Below are 17,650 nucleotides of genomic sequence, written 5' to 3'. Positions count from 1 at the left end.
CCTACTAGTTTCAAACGTGTGCATCTTCACTTATTTAGTTGTTTTAAATAGTCACTTACAATCTTATAATCATCAAAATCAAAGCGCTCTCCCTTAATTTCCTGATAGGTTTCATGTCCCTTTCCTGCAATCAAAATGATGTCTTTAGGTCCAGCCATTTGACATGCGGTTTTAATGGCCTGTCTTCTATCTGTAATCGACAGTGTTTTCTTAAAGTTTTGAGGCTCTACACCTTTCTCCATCTCCTCAATAATGGTTTCGGGCACTTCATTTCGAGGGTTATCACTTGTAAAAATCGTTTTGGTACTCAATGCAGAGGCGATATGTGCCATTTTTGGACGTTTGGTCTTATCACGATTGCCACCGCAACCTACCACCGTGATTAGTTCTTCATTTTTAGTACGAATACTGTTAATGGTCTCTAATACATTTTTGAGCGCATCGGGCGTATGTGCATAATCCACGATTGCGGTTATTTTTTCTTCGGAAATGAGATATTGAAAGCGTCCGCTTACAGACTCCAGTTCACTTATCAATCTTAAGATTTCAACCGTTTCTAAACCCAATAATTCTGCCGCACCGTAAATAGCGGCCACATTATAGGCGTTAAAGCTCCCGATGAGTTTAGACCATAATTCATTATTATTCAATTTCAGAAGGAGTCCGCTAAACTCATTCTCCAACACCTTCGTCTTATAATCTGCATAAGTTTTTAAGGCGTAGGTATAGGTCTTCGCCTTGGTATTTTGCAACATGACCAAGCCGTTTTTATCGTCAATATTGACCAATGCAAAGGCGGTCTTTGGTAACTTATCAAAGAAGGATTTTTTCACATCCCGATACTCTGCAAAAGAGTTGTGATAATCTAAATGGTCATGAGACAGGTTTGTGAAAATCCCACCTTCAAAATGAAGCCCTTCTGTTCTATTTTGATGAATGCCATGCGAACTCACTTCCATAAAGCAAAACTCAACACCGGTATCATTCATTAATTTTAAGTACTTATTTATAGTCAGAGAATCTGGCGTGGTATGCGTTGCTTTATGCTCTTGATCGTCTACCATGATCTTTACGGTAGACAATAACCCGACTTTATACCCAGCCTTTTTAAACAACTGATAAAGCAAGGTCGTAACCGTTGTTTTTCCATTGGTTCCCGTGACCCCGACCAATCGTAAGTTCTCTGAAGGATTACCATAATAATTAGCAGCCATAAACGCCAATGCTTGGCTAGAATGCGCAACCTCTACATAGGTAATACCATCTTGTAATTTTTCAGGAAGCGTTTCACAGACCACTGCCGTAGCTCCATTTGTAATGGCTGTTTCTATAAAATCATGCCCATCCACAGCAGTGCCCGTAATGGCAACAAACACGTCATTTTGCTTAATGTTGCGAGAGTCAAAATCCACTGCATTTACCTCAACCCCTGTACTTCCCGTAACGGCGTTGATGGTAACCTTATACAATATGTCTTTAAGCTGTGCCATTAACTATTTATGAGAACCGTTTGATTACGTTTAACTTTGATGCCCTTTTCTACAGACTGGTATTTTACGGTACCAACCCCTTTGGTTGTGACCTTAAGCCCCATGTTTTCTAATAATGCCAAAGCGTCCATTGTAGGTAAGCCCACAACGTTTGGCATAATGGTTTTATAAGTTTGAGCTGTTTTAAAAAAATCTTGAAACTCTTGATCTGCTTTAGTACTCACAACACCCAACTGCTCTACCTCATCCACCAAAGGGGTTTCTGTAAATATTTTTTGGGCAATTCTTTTAAATACGGGACCCGATACATCTGCGCCATAATACCCTTTATTGGTACTCGGTTTATGAATGACCACAATACAGGAGTATTTAGGGTTTTCCGCAGGAAAATACCCTGCAAACGAAGAGATATAACGCTTGTTCTCTTTCCAGCCATCCATCCAATATTCGGTTTGGGCTGTACCAGTCTTGCCCGCCATAGAGAAGTTTTCGGAATACAAACTAGAACCAGTACCTCGCACGACAATATTTTTAAGAATCTCTCGTATTTCTTTTAAAGTCTTTTCAGAACAGATTTGCTCATTAATAACCTCTTTTTCGAAAACCTCAATATCCTTATCAAACTCCTTAACCGATTTTATAAATCGTGGTTTCACCATTTCTCCGTTATTTGCTATGGCATTGTAGAAGGCCAAAACCTGCAACGGCGTCATTTTAAGATTATAACCATAAGCCATAGATGGCAACGCATTTTTACTCCAAAGCTTATCACCTGGCTCTGGAATCACTGGAGCACCTTCCCCTATAATTGAGACACCAAGCATTTTATTTAAATGCCAAGACTTGATATGATCAATAAATTTATTTGGTTGATCAGAATAATGCTCATCAATAATTGTGGCCAAACCAATGTTGGAAGACACTTCTAGTGCTCGTGCAGCAGATATTTTTCCGTAGCCACCGTGATGTGAGTCGTATATATTTCTTCCGTAGAAACGCTTGACACCTTTTTGAGTATCGACCACAGATGACGTATCAATAACCTTGTCTTCCAAAGCCGCCATTAAGGCCATGACTTTAAAGGTAGATCCCGGCTCATGACTCTCACCAACAGCGTAATTAAGACGCTCATAATACTCGCCATTGGTATTTCGACCCAAATTAGAGATGGCGCGAATTTCTCCAGTTTTAACATCCATTACCACAGCACAGCCATGTTCTGCTTCATAATATTCCAATTGTCCTAAAAGCGAATGGTGCGCGATATCCTGAATATTGACATCTATAGTGGTGTACACATCATAACCATCTTTTGGCTCTACTTGGTTGTAATCTACAATTGGTTTCCATTTCCCGTTTCCAATTTTTTGACTCAGTCGCTTGCCGTTTGTACCTGTTAAGTATCTTGCTCCAAAAGCACCATCAATCCCTGGTCTTGTAACATTACCTTGATCGTCCTTACGCTCGTAACCAATAGTACGCTCTGCAATACCACCCATAGGATGCTCTCTCCTTGTAGTTTGCTCAACAATAAGACCGCCCTTGATCGCACCTAGATTAAGCATTGGAAAATTGCGTAGCCGTATGTAATCTGAATAACTAATATTTCTGGCTAAAAGAAAATAGCGGTTCTTGTTATTTCGAGCTTTTTTAATGCTGTTTTGATGATAACTAGAGCTTTTACCAGTGTATTTTGAAAGCGAATCTCCTAAAGGTTTGATCAACGCGTTAAAGGTTTCTTGTTTTGGCTGAATGGCATCAATTCTAATATCATATTTAGGAATCGATGTTGCCAATAAACTTCCATCTGCAGAATACACGTTACCCCGATTGGCCTGAATTTCGATGTTTTTCACAATACGATCTTCAGATAGACTGCGGTATTCATCTCCCTGAACATATTGAATCACACACAACTTGAACACCACAGCAAGCGCGAACACAAACATGCAGCCAGCCACAAAGTACAATCGGTTTAATATGTTTTTTTCGGTTATTGCCACGGTTTTAATCCTGTGATTTTACTTTTATTTTTCTTGGCGGGATCTCTGAGATTACAATCCCTTTTTCTCTCATTACACTTTCTATATGTGACTCTTTTTTCATTCTCATCAGCTTTCCTCTTCCGTCAACAAATGCCGATCTTAATTCTTTAACCTCATTTTTCATTCTTGCAATTTTGTAGACTTTTTGATCTGCGCTATGCGAACTTGCAATCATGATAATGGCCAAGAATGAGATAAAAATGATTATTCTCCAGTTTTTAAAAGAGTCATCACTCACTAAAAACTTACCTCTCAATATGCCGCTAACATTGTTCTTCATAGATCCTCTTTAATTGCACGACGTTACTGTATTGAAAATTATTTGATTATTTATGTTAAGTGCTGCTTACTTCATATAAACCAACCAAACTCACGGAGCTTATAGCTTTTTAGCAATTCTTAATTTTGCACTCCGCGCTCTATTGTTTGCCGAAATTTCTGCTGCTGTTGGTACGATTAAATTTCCTACCTTTTTTAAAGGCACCTCGTAACGCCCAAATACGTCACGCTCTGGCTCCCCCTCAAACAATCCATTTCTGATAAAGCGTTTCACTAGACGATCTTCTAATGAATGGTATGAGATGACACTTAATCTCCCACCCTTTTTCAAGACCTCGGGTGTTTGTTGCAAAAACTCCTTAAGCACCTCAATTTCTTGATTGACCTCAATACGAATGGCCTGGTAAATTTGAGCCAAGACCTTATTTTCTCTTTTATGATTCAAAAACCGATTTAAGGTTTTCTTTAAATGTTCACTTGTTTTGATTACCGCGTTTTTACGCTCATCTACAATAGCTTTAGCCATCGCTGGAGCCTGTCTCAACTCTCCATATTGAAGCAACACGCGCTTTATTTGCTCCTCATCATATTCATTGACCACGTGATAAGCTGATATTTTATCATCTTGATTCATGCGCATATCTAAATCTGCCTCAAAACGTGTAGAAAATCCGCGCTCAGCAACATCAAATTGATGGGATGACACACCAAAATCCGCCAACACACCGTCTACTTCCTTGGCACCATAAAATCTTAGAAATCGTTTGACATGTCTAAAATTCTCATTGATCAACGTAAAACGAGAATCGTCAATGGTGTTTAAAAGCGCATCCTTGTCTTGATCAAAAGCAAACAACTTCCCTTCTGGCCCCAACCTTTTAAGAATTTCCTTACTGTGGCCACCACCACCAAAGGTGACATCCACATAGATACCGCTTGGTTTAATAGCCAAGCCATCCACTGTTTCTTTTAACAATACCGGGTTATGATAGTCCATCGTCGTCATCTTGTCCCATTACTTCTTCGGCTAAATCTGCAAAATCTCCCGTAGCATCATCAATAGCCTGTTCATATTTATCCTTGTCCCAAATCTCAATGATGTTGATGGCAGAAGACACTACAATATCTTTGCTAATACCAGAAAATGCCACCAAATCTTTTGGAATAAGCAATCTTCCGGTAGCATCTACCTCAACCATTTTAAGACCTGCCGTAAAGCGTCTGATAAAATCATTATTCTTTTTCTTGAATCTGTTGAGCTTATTTATTTTTTGCATTAAGCTGTCCCATTCACTCATTGGGTACAATTCTAAGCAAGGTTGAAATACCGCTCGCTTCAAGACAAAACCATTTTGCAACACAGGGAGCAGCTGCTTTTTTATGGCAGCAGGGAGCATCAGCCTTCCTTTGGCATCAACTTTACACTCGTATGTTCCTATTAAAGGGTTCAAAATGATGGGTTTGATCTTATAAACGTTTACAATTCAAATATATTGAAAATTATACCACTATTTACCACTATATTCCACATTGTTGATAAAAAGGGTGGTTTGGTTGCCAATTTCAAAGTCCTATTTCCGAATAAAACCCCTTAATCTCTTTGATGACAAGGTGCTGAAATCTTAGAAGTCCGTCCCATTTTTGTTGTTAACATCTACCCGCAATTGATTTATAGCATCAGAAATAATATGGTTTACTTTTAATGGAAATACCTATATTTGTTTTTGACCAAAGCACCAACTATTAATGGCACACCGTTTAAAAAGAGAGAGAGATTACAGCTATATCGAAGTAGGCGAAGGCAAGCCACTCATTGTGCTTCACGGGCTTATGGGAGGCTTAAGTAATTTTGATGCGGTTACAGAATACTTTAGCAAAAGAGGCTATAGAGTCATTATTCCCGAGCTACCCATTTATAGCATGTCTCTTTTAAAGACCAACGTGAAGAGTTTTGCCAAATACCTTCATGACTTTATTGCTTTTAAAGAACTTGACGATGTTATTTTACTCGGAAATTCGCTAGGTGGGCATATTGGTCTCTACCATACTAAAATGTTTCCTAAAAAGGTAAAAGCCTTGATCATTACTGGAAGTTCTGGTCTTTACGAAAGTGCTATGGGCGGTGGTTATACAAAACGTGGCGATTATGAGGTGATCAAGAAGAAAGCACAAGATGTGTTTTATGATCCCGCTGTTGCCACCAAAGACATTGTAGATGAAGTTTACGAAACTGTAAATGACCGAAATAAGCTAATCAAAACATTAGCGATTGCCAAAAGTGCCATTCGCCACAATATGTCTAAGGATTTGCCTAACATGACACTTCCCGTTTGCATTATTTGGGGTAAAAATGATACGGTAACACCTCCTGAAGTTGCTACGGAATTTCAAGAATTACTCCCAAATTCTGATTTGTACTGGATTGACAAATGTGGTCATGCGGCCATGATGGAACATCCTGAAGAGTTCAACGAGCTACTTAACGCTTGGTTTGAAAAGCGCAAGCTTTAAGAAATACCTTTAAACGCATCTCAATTCTCAATATGAGATGAAACATAGCTATTGTATTTGCTAAGACGATTGGTTTGTTCGTATTTTTGGCAATATAATTTTTTGATTAAAAAGCACATCCTTTTGTGCAGAAGCAAACGATATGGTTATAAAAACGGCTGAATTTACGATGAGCAATTCTGATGTGGCAAAATGCCCCAAAAATCAGATTCCCGAATACGCCTTTATTGGCCGCAGTAATGTGGGGAAATCTTCGCTCATCAATATGCTTACCAATCATAAAAACTTAGCTAAAACCTCAAGACGACCAGGCAAAACCCAATTGATCAATCATTTTTTGATTAATAAAGAATGGTTTCTAGTCGATTTACCTGGCTACGGTTATGCTAGAGTTTCTAAAACGGCAAAGAAAAAGTTTCAGCGTTTTATTACCGATTATTTTGAACAACGCCAGCAATTGGTTTCGGCATTTGTTCTTGTAGATATTAGGCATGAGCCTCAAAAAATTGATTTGGAGTTTATGGAATATCTTGGCATTAGTCAAATTCCGTTTTCAATCATTTTTACAAAATCTGATAAGCTCAAACCTCAAGTCATTGAAAGGAATGTCTCTGCTTATTGCGAAGAACTGCTAAAGACTTGGGAAGAACTGCCCAACTATTTCATTACCTCTTCCTCAAAAACCATAGGCCGCGATGAAGTATTGGAATTTATAGATGCCACTAATGCCGAAATAGAAAAATTGAGGTAAGTGTCAACTCTTAAAGCGACCGTAAGTATTAAGATCAGAAGCTGATCTGTTTTCTAATGATCACCAAATCATGAGGCTTTCACATCCAAAGCATCCCTAAGCGCATTCCCAATCAACATAAATGCCATCACCAAAATCATGATACAAAGTCCGGGAATTAAAGCCAAATAAGGTTTGCCCAAGATGATGTAGTTGTAATGGTCCTTAATCATAGCGCCCCAACTTGCCATTGGCGGCTGTGCACCAATCCCTAAAAAGCTCAACCCACTTTCTATTAAAATGGCTGCGGCAAAGTTTGCTGCGGAAATGACAATAATAGGTGCCATGATATTGGGAAGAATGTGTTTTGAGATGATTCTATAATCGTTATAACCTAAAGCTCTTGCAGCAGTAACATATTGCATTTCTTTGGCACTAATGATTTGCCCTCGCACCACACGTGCTACTTCTACCCACATGGTAAGACCAACAGCAATAAACACTTGCCAGAAGCCTTTACCCAAAGCCAAAGTAATGGCAATTACCAATAATAAGGTAGGTATGGACCAGGTCACGTTTATGATCCACATAATGGCGGCATCAATCTTACCCCCAAAGTAGCCTGCAATACTGCCCATAACAAGACCAATAGCCAAAGAGATAAATACCGCTACAAACCCTATAAAGAACGAAATTCTAGAACCTATCAGAATCCTGCTTAACAAGTCTCGCCCATATTTATCTGTACCAAATAAGAAGGTGCGTTCTACTATAAATTCTTGATACTCCCTTTCTGGAAAAAGATCTAAACTCACTTCTTTTTCCGCACCAATAAGACCATCGGAAGCATATTCCGTATATACTAAATGGTTACCTTCAATATGATATTCTGAAATAGGAATCTCTGTATTTGCATGAGCATCACCAAGCATCAGTTTTGAGAACCAATTTTGAGACGTTCCTATTTCCGAAGGAATAATAAGCATCTCAACCTGAAATCCGGGACGGTTGGAATGAATGGACAAATGCATTTGATTGGCATTCTGAGAATCGTCTGGAGCTACTACATAAGCAAAGATGGATATCAGCCCGGTTGCTATAATCAACCAGAAACTAAAAACGCCCCAAAAGTTCTTTTTAAACTTTTGGAGCGCTAATTGTGTTAATGAGCTACTGGATTTAGCCATATTAGTTTTTTACGGAACTGGCTACTTTTGTTTTCACCTCGTAAGTCATTTTTAAATCGTTTAAAACATTAAGCGCCTCTTCCATATACACATCTTTGCTAAGGCTTGTGTGCCAGCGTTGACGTTTTTCTTGTAATACAGAGTCTTTAGCCATCATTTCTTGCTCGTAAGGTAAAGATTCAAATGTCAAATTTGTAGTGTAGCCTGAGATCTCGTCAAAGCGTTTGGACTCCTCTTCATTTTCTGACATATCCTTCTTGTAATCCTCGTAGTTTAAAGAATAGCTCTCTTTATCTCTAATTTTCTTAACCCATTGGGCGTTGGCATCAATTAGCTTTAATTGATTGTTGTTAGCCATTCTTTCTTTACTTTTTGAAACAGTAGAATCATAATCATAATACCCTTTCCACAGATCATAATCCACAGAATCTATTTTATCCCAAGGCAATGGATTGTCTTGATCTTTCTCTCCAATGTTTATGTAACTGTAACGGTCTGGAACGACGACATCACTTTTAACACCTTCTAATTGGGTAGAACCACCATTGATTCGGTAGAATTTTTGGGTTGTAAATTTTAAAGCGCCCATATCACCATTATCATTTGATCTTACCATGCGGTTAAGGTCCAATACGTTTTGCACAGTTCCCTTACCATAGGTTTGCTTACTCCCGATAACGATTGCTCTTTTGTAATCTTGCATCGCCGCTGCTAAAATTTCAGAAGCAGAAGCAGAGAGTTCGTTGACCAAAATGACCAATGGACCATCCCAAACAATAGATTTGTCTTTATCATTCAAAATTTCCTTTGGCTCTCCTGCTGTTTTGACTTGTACGATAGGACCTTCTTCTATAAACAATCCGCCCATATCCACTACTGTTTGCAAAGAACCGCCGCCATTATTTCTTAAATCGAGCACAATACCTTCAACACCTGCTTCTTTTAAGCGCTCTAATTCTAATTTGATATCTGAAGCTGCATTTCTTTTAGCATAGTCTTCAAAATCTACGTAAAACTTAGGAAGGTTGATCACTCCAAAAGTCTTACCATCTTTTTTAACCGTTGATGACTTAGCATAGGTCTCTTCAATCTCAACAATATCACGTCTAATCGTGATGTCTTCAATGGCTCCGTCTACACGCTTTAAGGTCAAGGTTACATCAGTGCCTTTAGGACCTTTAATAAACTTAATAGCATCATCTAGACGCATACCGACGACATTTACCGCTTCCACCTCATCTTCTTGCTTCACTTTCATGATTTGATCACCAACTTCAAGTTCATTCTGTCTCCAGGCAGGACCACCGCTTATAATTTCGGTAACCGTGATATTATCCATTTTCTTTTGTAATCTAGCGCCAATCCCTTCAAAATTACCGGACATGGCCACATCAAATCGTTCTTTTTCTTCTGGTGCGAAATAAAAGGTATGTGGATCAAATTCTTCTACTATGGCATTGATGTAAACAGCAAACCAATCTTTACGTTGTCTATCATCAATAAAGTCATATAGCTCATCTAAAGATTTTAGAGTAATTTCTCTGGCTTCTTTTTCTAAATCGTCATTAGATTTGCGCGTTTCGGATTTTGATTCTTTAGAAGCAACGTTCTCAACCGTACCTTCACCTAAATCATTTGCAGTCTGTAGCTTTTGCTTATCTGAACTGCTATATTCTTCTTCTGAAATAAGATCATCGTAATTAGCAATCGTAGAAAACTTAAGTTGCTGTCTCCAACGTTCCTTCATTTCCTTTCTAGAATCTACGTAATCCAATTGATCATAATCTGTAGAAAATTCTTCTTTTTTTGAAAAGTCAAATGGCTCAGAAAGTACTTCCTTATACATTTCCTTAGACTCTGCAATACGCTTCAATAAACGCTCATGCGTGATATTGAAAAATGAGATGTCATACGCATTGATTTGATCATCTATTTCTGTAGCATATTTATCAAACTCCTTGATATCCGAAGCATAGAAATAACGCTTAAAAGGATCTAGCTGTTCCAAATAGTCTTGATAGACATTTTCGGAAAACGTATCATTAATATCCTGCGGACTAAAATGCCCTTCTTCCAGAACATATTTAATCAATTGAATTAGTAATTTATCCTTATCGGGATCATTAAATTTATTTGTGGTAAAGCTGCAAGAAGCAAAAGCAAGAAGCAGCACAAAAAGCACGAGTTTATAATTCCTCTTCATCATATGTTTCATTATTTCCATGTCAGACGTAAAAATCAGCAATTTTAATCTTGCCTCAAACTACGTTACCGTTTATTTATATAATTTCTACTAAAGTAACAGAAAAAACCATGCCAATAAAGTGGAGCGCTACTAATTTTATGTTAAACGCCTATTTATAGGAAATCCAAGACGGTTTGTCTATTTTTGTTAGCCTAAATCCCAATAGCACATGTCTAAAAAACCCCTTATTTTAGTAATTAATGATGACGGAATTACAGCGCCAGGAATAAGAACCTTGATTTCGGTAATGAAGACCATAGGTGATGTCGTAGTGGTAGCTCCCGATGGCCCACAAAGCGGTATGGGTCATGCCATTACCATCAACTCCACCCTTCATCTTGAAAAAGTTACTATTGATGATGGTGATCAATTGGAATACAGTTGTTCTGGCACACCAGCAGATTGCGTGAAATTAGGAATAAGACAAGTATTAGATAGACGTCCAGATATTTGCGTATCTGGCATTAATCATGGCTCTAACGCCTCTATAAATGTTATTTATTCTGGCACCATGAGCGCTGCTTTAGAAGCTGGAATCGAAGGCATTCCTGCCATAGGATTTTCTTTGTGTGATTATAATTGGAATGCAGACTTTGAAGCCTGTAAAGCTCCCATTAAAACCATTACTGAAAACGTCTTAAAACATGGATTAAATGATGGTGTCGTGCTTAATGTCAACATCCCTAACGTAAAAAAAGAAGATTTAAAAGGCATTAAAATATGCCGCCAAGCTCGGGCTAATTGGGAAGAAGAGTTTGACAAAAGACAAACGCCTTTTGGTAAAGATTACTATTGGCTTACCGGTAAATTTGTAAATCTTGATAAAGGTGAAGATACAGACCAGTGGGCATTAGATCACGGCTATGTATCTGTAGTGCCGGTTCAATTTGACCTCACCGCGCATCAAAGCATTCAACAATTAAATACTTGGGAACTCAATAATTAACTTCAAGAAAGAAATTAAAGCAAAATCAGATTACAAATTGAAGTCAAAACCTGCCAACTTTAACACGTATGACATACGATCTTTAAACTAAGGCTGAACACTAAATTATGAAGTACTACATCATCGCTGGCGAGGCCTCTGGAGATTTACATGGCGCGAACCTCATGAAAGCTTTGCAAGATCAAGACGCTCACGCTAATTTTAGGTTTTGGGGCGGTGATTTGATGCAAGCTGTTGGTGGTACTTTAGTAAAGCACTACAAGGAGCGTCAGTTCATGGGTTTTGCTGAAGTGATATTAAATCTTAGAAAGCTCTTAGGCCTCATAAAATTTTGCAAAAAAGACATTGCAATCTTTCAGCCCGATGTGATTATTTTTATAGACAACTCTGGATTTAATCTACGTATTGCTAAATGGGCAAAAGAAGAAAACTATAACACACAGTACTATATTTCACCTCAAGTTTGGGCGTCTCGAGCCAGTCGTGTTGAAAAAATAAAAAGAGACGTAGATGCCATGTATGTTATTTTACCGTTTGAAAAATCATTTTACGATGGTTATGATTATCCAGTGCATTTTGTTGGCCACCCCTTAATAGATGCTATTGCAGATCGCACTCAAATTAGTGAGCATGAGTTTTGTGCAAAGCACGACTTATCTAACAAACCCATTATTGCTTTGCTTCCGGGAAGCCGAAAGCAGGAAATCACAAAAATGCTAGGTGTAATGCTTAGCGTGGTTGAAGATTTCAAGGATTACCAGTTCGTTATTGCTGGTGCTCCAAGTCAAGAACGCAGTTTCTATAATACCTTTATAAAGCAGGCCAATGTGAGCTTTGTTGAAAATCAAACGTATGATTTGTTGAGTGTCTCTACTGCTGCTTTGGTCACCTCTGGCACAGCAACCTTAGAAACAGCCTTATTTAAAGTACCTCAAGTGGTTTGTTATAAAGCCAATGCTATTTCTTACCAAATTGCAAAGCGCATTATCACATTAAAATATATTTCTTTAGTCAATTTAATTATGGACAAAGAAGTGGTTACTGAACTTATTCAACATGAACTCAACACCAAACGTTTAAAACACGAATTAAGCAAGATTCTAGATGATCAAGAGCGTATTAAATTTTTTCTAAATTACTACGAGCTTGAAAAGAAACTCGGTGGAAAAGGAGCCAGTAAAAAAACTGCAGAACTCATATTTGAAAGCTGTAAATCCAATCGCTTCTAATTTATTGTTGAAAACAGTGTTAACTAAAATCAGAGGGTCTTTCTTTTGAAACCATGAAACTAGTATTTTTAGAAAAAATTCCCCAAATGAGATATATTACACTTGCACTTTTACTGTGCCTAAGCTTGAGCAGTTGTAAGTCGAAACGTGGTGTTGTTACCAAAAAAACGAACTCATCAACCACTGTAACAAGACCTGCTCCAATCTCTAAAAACACCTCTAAAACCATCTCTGAGATTATTGAGCATGCCAAATCATTTGAAGGGACGCGTTACAAATATGGCGGTACCACCAAAAAAGGCATGGATTGCTCAGGTTTGATTTACACCTCCTTTTTAAAGGAAGACATCCAAATGCCACGCACTACGGGAGCACTTTCGTCTCAAGGAAATTGGATAGATGTTAATGATGTTCAAGAAGGTGATCTTTTATTTTTTGCTACTAATAAAAATAGCAGAAGTGTTAACCACGTAGGCATCGTCACCTCCAGCAGACCAGGCCATGTAGAATTTATACACTCTACCACGAGTAGAGGCGTAATTACGTCAAATCTTTCAGAACGGTATTGGTACTTGGCTTACGTGCAAGCGCGCAGGGTACTCTAGAAAATTTTACTCATTACATCTTATTTTTCAGTAACTTAGAGTTATGAAGTTACTGAATTTCACAATTATAAAACTCACCATTTGCTTAATCATAGGCATTTTAATTGCTGAATTTTCAAGTTGCTCTCTTACGCTTTTACTTTGGCTATTGTCCCTGTGCTTAGCTGGCACACTCATAAGCTTTGTTATTGCCAAATATCAACTTGAAAAGACGGTTTGGTTTGGAGCCTTTAGCTTCAGCTCGATGATTTGCTTAGGCATGACATTGCACCAACTTCAGGACCCACGATTATTCAAAACCCATTATAGCCATCACATTTCCGAAGAAAAAGAGAGCGATTACTCCATTACCTTTAAAGTTAGAGAACGTTTAAAACCTACGGCCTACCATGATAAATATGTTATTACCGTTCTAGAGATTGAAGGTAAACAGGTCAAAGGACAAACGTTGCTTAACATTTCAAAAGACAGCCTAAACATCCCGCTAAAAGTTGATGATGTATTTCTCACGATTTCAAACCTTACAGCGCTAAAAGCTCCATTAAATCCGAATCAATTTGATTATAAACACTATTTGGAACACCGCCAAATGTATCATCAAATTTATACTGATCAAACGCTATTATTACCTATCAACTCTGAGAGCGTAACCCTTTTTGGATATGCCGATAAATTAAGAACCCATATCAATAAAAAACTGAAATCTTATGCGTTTCAAAAGGACGAACTTGCTATTATCAATGCTTTAATTTTGGGTCAAAGGCAAGACATGAGTAAAGTGGTCTATGATACCTTTGTTAACGCCGGCGTCATTCACATTTTGGCAGTCTCTGGACTACATGTTGGGATTGTACTATGGCTGTTTTCGATACTCTTAAAACCTTTAGAGCGCTTTAAATATGGCAAAACTTTCAATTTTGCATTACTGATAATTCTACTGTGGAGTTTTGCTTTGATCGCTGGGTTATCGGCCTCTATCACAAGAGCAGTCACCATGTTCACAATTATTACGTTTGCAACGTATCTAAAGAAACCAACCAACATCTATAACACATTGGCCATTTCAATGCTGTTGCTACTTCTCTTCAAGCCCATGTTCTTGTTTGATGTGGGGTTTCAATTAAGCTATGTGGCTGTATTTGCCATTGTCTCTATTCAACCCCTTCTTTACCGATTGTGGCAGCCTAAATGGAAGCTCACCAATTATTTTTGGAACATACTTACGGTCACCATGGCCGCACAATTGGGTGTGGCGCCTTTAGCACTCTATTATTTTCATCAATTCCCAGCTTTATTTTTTATTTCGAATATGGCCATCGTTCCTTTTTTAGGTGGGATTCTGGCTTTGGGAATTCTCGTGATTGTGTTGGCTGTGCTCAACGTACTTCCTAATGTCATTGCAGACCTATACTCAACTATCATTAGCCTTATGAATACCATCGTGACCTGGGTGGCTGAACAAGAGTCCTTTCTTTTTAAGAATATTTCGTTTGAAACACCGCAATTACTCACATGCTATGTGTTGCTTATTGCCTTTGTGTTATGGTTTAAGAAACCGAAATTCAATAGGTTGGTAGTTGTTCTAATAAGTATGCTTTTAGTACAAGGTGCTTATGTGTTTCAGAAATTTCAAAATAGTGATGATACGCTGATTATCTTTCACAAGAGCAAAGCATCGATAATCGCTTACAAAAATGCACAGCATTTAGCAATATCACACAATTTAGACCAGGACGCATTGCGCAAAAACCGAGTTTTGAATGATTTTTACGTCGGAAATTTTATAGAAACAACAGCCTCTGACAGCTTAAGATCACTTTATTATTTTAAGAGGAAATCCCTATTCGTGGTGGATAGTTTTGCCATATATCAAATCAACGCATTTCAACCCGAGGTGGTTCTTTTCAGAAATTCGCCGAAATTGAACTTAAACCGACTTATTGATTCCCTTCAACCAAAGCTGATTGTGGCAGATGGCAGTAATTACAGATCCTACGTAAACCGATGGAGAGCGACTTGCCTAAAACGGAAGATTCCTTTTCATCACACAGCTCAAGAAGGCGCCTACGTCATGAAGTAGAGATCCTGCTTGAACAACGATTCTTATGGTCTAATGCACTTTGTCGCTATGATAGAGCTCTGCATAATTCACCATCTGGACTACATTTCAAATTCAGGTGTAAAGGCTTTATAGTAGTCATTAAATGCTTCTTGCGTGGTGAGTTCTTTATGAGCATCACTATTAAACATCTTTAGATAAAGTTCAATCTGTTGCGGTTTTTGATAGCCTTTAATAGGCGCAATCACTTCTCCTTTTTCATCTAAATAGACAATGGTTGGATAAGCCGAAACCTGAAAGAAACGAGAAAGTTCATGCGCGCTGTTGCGTCGGTTTTTCATCTCCTCCTTGTAATTGGGATTACTAAAGGTCTGCCCTTTGTAGGTAATAACATCATTACCTTCGGCATTAAACTTTACGGCGTAAAAGTGTTTATTCACGTAAGCCACAACATCTTTATTATGAAAGGTGTTTTTATCTAGCATTTTACAAGGGCCACACCAACTGGTATAGACATCCATCATAATTTTTTTCGGATTTTTTTTCTGAGCTGCTAGTGCTTCCTCAAAAGTCATCCATTTAATTTCTTGAGCTGTTACGGTTGCAAACATCGTTAGCAATACCGATATAAATAATAGGGTTGTTCTCATATCATTTTCTTTTCAAAAGTCATTCCGAACTTACAAAAAATGCACCTAAAATGGTGCATTTTGAATTATTTTAACGCATTGGCTTATCTAATCCCATGCATCTTTTTGATCAACGTTTTGTTTAATATCAGCATGACAATTCCTGCTCCAACTGGAATTAAAGTAAATATCATAAAGAAATACGTTAATCCTTTTTCTTCTAAAATTGGATCCATATAACTTCCTGTTATACCCGCAGCTAAATTCGCAATAAAGTTAGCTACAAACCAAACACCGAACATTAGACCCACCAATTTAACTGGAGCCAATTTACTTACATATGAAAGTCCTACTGGAGAAACACAAAGCTCTCCCAACGTATGGAACAAATAAGCAAATACTAAGAACATCATACTTACAGATGCTGTTTTTGCTCCTAAAGGAATACCCATAGAGCCGTATGCTAAAATACCAAAACCAAAACCTAGTAAAATAAGTCCGATTGCAAATTTCACAGGTCCAGTCGGATTGTATTTACTTTGCCATATCTTAGAAAATAATGGCGCGAATGCAATGATAAAGAATGAGTTTAAAATACCAAACCAAGAGGCCTTCACTTCGGCAACATCTGCGTTAAACTCTCTGATCAACATCCAAATGACAATGGCCCAAATAATGACAAAACTTGTTCCCAATAGCACATTTGATAATGCATATTTTGAAAAGGTTTGTCTAAATAACATCGCCAAAACCCAAGTAATAATTAACATGGGGACTACTGTAAGAATGGTATTGAAGATCTTAAAGGTAAGTGCACCATTTCCTTCCAAAACTCTATCGGTATAATCTGCTGCAAAAATAGTCATCGACCCACCAGCCTGCTCAAAAGCCCACCAAAAGAAAATGGTAAAAAAGGCCAATACACCAATCACTATTAAACGATCTGCTGTAACACCAGATTTTTTAGCATCTTCCACAGTATCTTCAATAGCATCTTTTGTGTTTTCTACCGTATTTTCAACGGCATCATCAAAATCTTGAGTTCCTTTTGGTGAAAGACCTATTCTTCCAAAAATCTTTTGGGCAAAGTAGAATTGTAACATTCCGAAGAACATAAACACTCCAGCTAATCCAAATCCAAAATGCCATCCAACAGATTCACCAATATAACCACATAACAGAATACCAAGAAAAGCCCCAGCATTAATCCCCATATAGAAAATGGTATAACCTGCATCTTTTTCCTTTCCTTGGTTTTTGTACAACTGCCCAACCATAGAAGAAATATTAGGCTTAAATAAACCATTACCAATAATTAGAAGCCCCAATCCTAAATAGAAAAACGGGTCAGAGAATACCTCTAAAGCCATCGCCGCATGTCCCAAAGTCATCAGAAATGCGCCTATAATCACCGCATTGCGATATCCCGTAAGCTTATCTGCAATTAACCCCCCTAAAATAGGGGTTACGTAAACAAGACCTGTATACCAACCATATAGAACTAAAGCTTCAGCTCTTTCCCAACCCCAGCCTTCTTCCATTAAAGAAGCCACTAAAAAAAGCACCAACAGGGCACGCATACCATAGTATGAAAAACGCTCCCACATCTCTGTAAAGAAAAGGACAAACAGACCTGAGGGATGACCTAAAACTGTTTTTTGATTAGTTGCTGAACCTCCAAACTTAAATTCCATA

The 17,650-nt window shown here is 38.0% G+C and carries 15 protein-coding genes; 6 read left to right on the top strand and 9 right to left on the bottom strand.

The window, feature by feature from the left end:
- Window positions 1-26: 26 nt before the first annotated feature.
- The 5 genes from P176_RS0112400 to mraZ all read right to left on the bottom strand — a co-directional run bounded on the left by P176_RS0112400 (window position 27) and on the right by mraZ (window position 5,265).
- On the bottom strand, window positions 27-1,490 hold the full coding sequence (locus P176_RS0112400) for a UDP-N-acetylmuramoyl-L-alanyl-D-glutamate--2,6-diaminopimelate ligase (protein WP_026755003.1): 1,464 nt from the start codon (window positions 1,488-1,490) through the stop codon (window positions 27-29).
- A complete protein-coding gene (locus P176_RS0112395) occupies window positions 1,490-3,439 on the bottom strand; it encodes a penicillin-binding protein (protein WP_051605478.1) in 1,950 nt (649 codons plus the stop codon). The genes P176_RS0112400 and P176_RS0112395 overlap by 1 nt, the downstream gene beginning before the upstream one ends.
- Before the next feature lie 58 nt (window positions 3,440-3,497).
- Window positions 3,498-3,815 (bottom strand): FtsL-like putative cell division protein, encoded by a 318-nt coding sequence (locus tag P176_RS0112390; RefSeq protein WP_026755001.1) that lies wholly within the window; start codon window positions 3,813-3,815, stop codon window positions 3,498-3,500.
- 99 nt (window positions 3,816-3,914) lie between these two features.
- Window positions 3,915-4,811: a 16S rRNA (cytosine(1402)-N(4))-methyltransferase RsmH gene (rsmH, locus tag P176_RS0112385; RefSeq protein ID WP_026755000.1), complete on the bottom strand. Its 897-nt coding sequence runs from the start codon at window positions 4,809-4,811 to the stop codon at window positions 3,915-3,917.
- Complete coding sequence (mraZ, locus tag P176_RS0112380) at window positions 4,798-5,265, bottom strand: division/cell wall cluster transcriptional repressor MraZ (RefSeq protein ID WP_026754999.1); 468 nt, start codon at window positions 5,263-5,265, stop codon at window positions 4,798-4,800. Before mraZ ends, rsmH begins: the two co-directional genes overlap by 14 nt.
- Window positions 5,266-5,560: 295 nt before the next feature.
- On the opposite strand from mraZ, the gene P176_RS0112375 reads away from it, so the two are divergent.
- Both P176_RS0112375 and yihA read left to right on the top strand, forming a co-directional pair.
- Window positions 5,561-6,325 (top strand): alpha/beta fold hydrolase, encoded by a 765-nt coding sequence (locus P176_RS0112375; RefSeq protein WP_026754998.1) that lies wholly within the window; start codon window positions 5,561-5,563, stop codon window positions 6,323-6,325.
- Between the two features lie 142 nt (window positions 6,326-6,467).
- The gene (gene yihA / locus P176_RS0112370) at window positions 6,468-7,076 is read left to right on the top strand and encodes a ribosome biogenesis GTP-binding protein YihA/YsxC (RefSeq protein WP_026754997.1); all 609 of its coding nucleotides are present in this window, start codon (window positions 6,468-6,470) and stop codon (window positions 7,074-7,076) included.
- Between the two features lie 68 nt (window positions 7,077-7,144).
- On the opposite strand, the gene P176_RS0112365 is transcribed toward yihA, so the two are convergent.
- Both P176_RS0112365 and P176_RS0112360 read right to left on the bottom strand, forming a co-directional pair.
- A complete protein-coding gene (locus P176_RS0112365; RefSeq protein WP_026754996.1) occupies window positions 7,145-8,242 on the bottom strand; it encodes an ABC transporter permease in 1,098 nt (365 codons plus the stop codon).
- Window position 8,243: 1 nt separating this feature from the next.
- Window positions 8,244-10,445, bottom strand: coding sequence for a carboxy terminal-processing peptidase (locus P176_RS0112360; RefSeq protein WP_026754995.1), 2,202 nt, complete (start codon window positions 10,443-10,445; stop codon window positions 8,244-8,246).
- A 211-nt stretch (window positions 10,446-10,656) separates the two neighbouring features.
- Here P176_RS0112360 and surE point away from each other — a divergent pair, with 211 nt between their 5' ends.
- The 4 genes from surE to P176_RS0112340 all read left to right on the top strand — a co-directional run bounded on the left by surE (window position 10,657) and on the right by P176_RS0112340 (window position 15,347).
- Window positions 10,657-11,433, top strand: a complete 777-nt coding sequence (gene surE, locus P176_RS0112355) for a 5'/3'-nucleotidase SurE (protein WP_026754994.1) — start codon at window positions 10,657-10,659, stop codon at window positions 11,431-11,433.
- A 107-nt stretch (window positions 11,434-11,540) separates the two neighbouring features.
- Window positions 11,541-12,662, top strand: coding sequence for a lipid-A-disaccharide synthase (gene lpxB / locus P176_RS0112350; RefSeq protein ID WP_026754993.1), 1,122 nt, complete (start codon window positions 11,541-11,543; stop codon window positions 12,660-12,662).
- A gap of 86 nt (window positions 12,663-12,748) precedes the next feature.
- Window positions 12,749-13,267 (top strand): C40 family peptidase, encoded by a 519-nt coding sequence (locus tag P176_RS0112345; protein ID WP_026754992.1) that lies wholly within the window; start codon window positions 12,749-12,751, stop codon window positions 13,265-13,267.
- A gap of 43 nt (window positions 13,268-13,310) precedes the next feature.
- A complete protein-coding gene (locus P176_RS0112340) occupies window positions 13,311-15,347 on the top strand; it encodes a ComEC/Rec2 family competence protein (RefSeq protein ID WP_026754991.1) in 2,037 nt (678 codons plus the stop codon).
- 80 nt (window positions 15,348-15,427) lie between these two features.
- Here P176_RS0112340 and P176_RS0112335 read toward each other — a convergent pair whose 3' ends face one another.
- Both P176_RS0112335 and P176_RS0112330 read right to left on the bottom strand, forming a co-directional pair.
- A complete protein-coding gene (locus P176_RS0112335) occupies window positions 15,428-15,976 on the bottom strand; it encodes a thioredoxin fold domain-containing protein (RefSeq protein WP_026754990.1) in 549 nt (182 codons plus the stop codon).
- An 83-nt stretch (window positions 15,977-16,059) separates the two neighbouring features.
- Window positions 16,060-17,649, bottom strand: coding sequence for a peptide MFS transporter (locus P176_RS0112330; protein ID WP_026754989.1), 1,590 nt, complete (start codon window positions 17,647-17,649; stop codon window positions 16,060-16,062).
- Window position 17,650: the final 1 nt, after the last annotated feature.

This window comes from Sediminibacter sp. Hel_I_10, from assembly GCF_000688335.1.
GTDB lineage: Bacteria > Bacteroidota > Bacteroidia > Flavobacteriales > Flavobacteriaceae > Psychroserpens.
This window is presented reverse-complemented; position numbering and strand designations above follow the sequence as displayed.

Excerpts from the sequence above, each read along its gene's own strand:
- P176_RS0112400 (WP_026755003.1), bottom strand. The coding sequence starts at position 1,490 with ATGGCACAGCTTAAAGACATATTGTATAAGGTTACCATCAACGCCGTT.
- P176_RS0112395 (WP_051605478.1), bottom strand. The coding sequence starts at position 3,439 with ATGTTTGTGTTCGCGCTTGCTGTGGTGTTCAAGTTGTGTGTGATTCAA.
- P176_RS0112390 (WP_026755001.1), bottom strand. The coding sequence starts at position 3,815 with ATGAAGAACAATGTTAGCGGCATATTGAGAGGTAAGTTTTTAGTGAGT.
- rsmH (WP_026755000.1), bottom strand. The coding sequence starts at position 4,811 with ATGGACTATCATAACCCGGTATTGTTAAAAGAAACAGTGGATGGCTTG.
- P176_RS0112375 (WP_026754998.1), top strand. The coding sequence starts at position 5,561 with ATGGCACACCGTTTAAAAAGAGAGAGAGATTACAGCTATATCGAAGTA.
- yihA (WP_026754997.1), top strand. The coding sequence starts at position 6,468 with ATGGTTATAAAAACGGCTGAATTTACGATGAGCAATTCTGATGTGGCA.
- P176_RS0112365 (WP_026754996.1), bottom strand. The coding sequence starts at position 8,242 with ATGGCTAAATCCAGTAGCTCATTAACACAATTAGCGCTCCAAAAGTTT.
- P176_RS0112360 (WP_026754995.1), bottom strand. The coding sequence starts at position 10,445 with ATGAAGAGGAATTATAAACTCGTGCTTTTTGTGCTGCTTCTTGCTTTT.
- surE (WP_026754994.1), top strand. The coding sequence starts at position 10,657 with ATGTCTAAAAAACCCCTTATTTTAGTAATTAATGATGACGGAATTACA.
- lpxB (WP_026754993.1), top strand. The coding sequence starts at position 11,541 with ATGAAGTACTACATCATCGCTGGCGAGGCCTCTGGAGATTTACATGGC.
- P176_RS0112345 (WP_026754992.1), top strand. The coding sequence starts at position 12,749 with ATGAGATATATTACACTTGCACTTTTACTGTGCCTAAGCTTGAGCAGT.
- P176_RS0112340 (WP_026754991.1), top strand. The coding sequence starts at position 13,311 with ATGAAGTTACTGAATTTCACAATTATAAAACTCACCATTTGCTTAATC.
- P176_RS0112335 (WP_026754990.1), bottom strand. The coding sequence starts at position 15,976 with ATGAGAACAACCCTATTATTTATATCGGTATTGCTAACGATGTTTGCA.
- P176_RS0112330 (WP_026754989.1), bottom strand. The coding sequence starts at position 17,649 with ATGGAATTTAAGTTTGGAGGTTCAGCAACTAATCAAAAAACAGTTTTA.